The organism is Nitrospirota bacterium, assembly GCA_016219645.1.
GTDB lineage: Bacteria > Nitrospirota > Nitrospiria > Nitrospirales > Nitrospiraceae > Palsa-1315.
The window spans coordinates 1-1440 of record JACRLR010000050.1; the positions used below are offsets into that span (position 1 = coordinate 1).

General features: G+C 58.6%; 2 protein-coding genes. Both read right to left on the bottom strand.

The window, feature by feature from the left end; translation table 11 throughout:
- A partial coding sequence (locus HZB34_14980; protein MBI5317262.1) for a YbgC/FadM family acyl-CoA thioesterase occupies positions 1-370 on the bottom strand: 370 nt, incomplete at its 3' end.
- A gap of 61 nt (positions 371-431) precedes the next feature.
- Positions 432-1440 (bottom strand): TIGR02710 family CRISPR-associated protein (locus HZB34_14985; protein MBI5317263.1); only part of this gene is annotated, 1009 nt, incomplete at its 5' end.

The following is a 1440-nucleotide window of genomic DNA, read 5'->3' on the forward strand; positions in this document are numbered from 1 at the left end:
CAGCGATGGTTGCCTTGTCCAGGCGCTTCACCTTGCCGTTGCCGTCCGTCGCCGCCAGTCTGGCCGACCCTTCGGCCACGACACGCCCACTGACTTTGTCCTTGACCACGTGGGCAAAAGTAATCGACGCAGCCGTCATCTTGGGGACGACCGTCTCGATCACCAACGTTTCGCCATAGCGGGCAGGCGACCGATAATGCACCTCCGCATGCACGACGACAAACACCGTTCCTTTGGCCATAAGCCCCGCCACCGACAGCCCTCGATCTTCGAGATAGTGCGTCCGCGCCCGCTCAAAATATTTGAGATAGTTGGCGTAGTAGACGACCCCGCCACAGTCGGTATCTTCGTAGTAGACGCGAATGTCCATGAGCGACCAGCTCTCAGAAGTCGGCCTCAAACCCGATACCTGACAGCGAACCGCTGAAAGTTCATAGGTTCAAGGCGGGAAACCTCGGAAGCGACGACTCCGCGACGCCGGTGAGTCGAATGACGACATCGTACAACTGCTGCACTCGCTCAGCCTTGATCGGCTCGAAGCCGTGTCCCAACACCGCATGGTTCGCGGCATCCAGCAACGGTTTCATCTTCTGCCATTCCTTGAGAAAGGCTTGGCCCAGTTGATCGCCCAGTCCGGCCAACACACGAAACTGAGCTTGAAGCGGCAGCTTGTATTTGCCGTCAATGTCTTCGAGATAACAGGTTCGGCAGGTCTCTTGAAGCGCTTGCGGAAGCTGTCCCGGCGACACATCCCAACTCTTGATCTTGTGCATCTTATAGAGCCGGACTTGCGCGAACGCCTCTAACGCCCGAACCAGGGCTGTCATCGCCCCTTCGGGGTCATGGCCAACATGGAGATGCCTACCCACATACGCCAATAAGTCCAGCGCAAGGTATTCTTTGACCTCCGCAGGGTCCAGCACCAGCTTCTCGAGGAAACTCGCGTTGGCCTTCAGAGAAGGCAGGATCGCTTTCAATCCGGTCGGTCCGTCCCACAGCGAAGCCATCTCCAGAGCTTTCGTCGCAGTCCTCAACTTGTCCCAGGCTTGCCGGTACTGAAATCGTTCCCATAACTCATAGCCCTCGGCCAAATCGGTGAAGGCGTGATAGAGTGGCTTGCGCCCGCCACTCACTCGCAGTTCTACGCCATGGAACAGTTTAGCCGCGGCGTGAAAGAGGCCCCGGTTAAACAACTCGCACCCTTCCCGACGTGACACGGTCGCTTGCTCGTCCCAGGGATTACTTTGGGTCCAGACGAGCGTCTTTAGACCCAACTCGACACGATCACCCTCCTGACCGTCGCGCGCCCGAATCAGCTCGACCACCCGAGAAGTCCATGGGAGCGCCACCAAGGTGAGCGCGCCCGCCATCGCCGGGGTTGCTCCACTCAGATCCACGACCAGCTCTCCCGGCTGTATCTCCCAGGTCCGTAAAAGATCC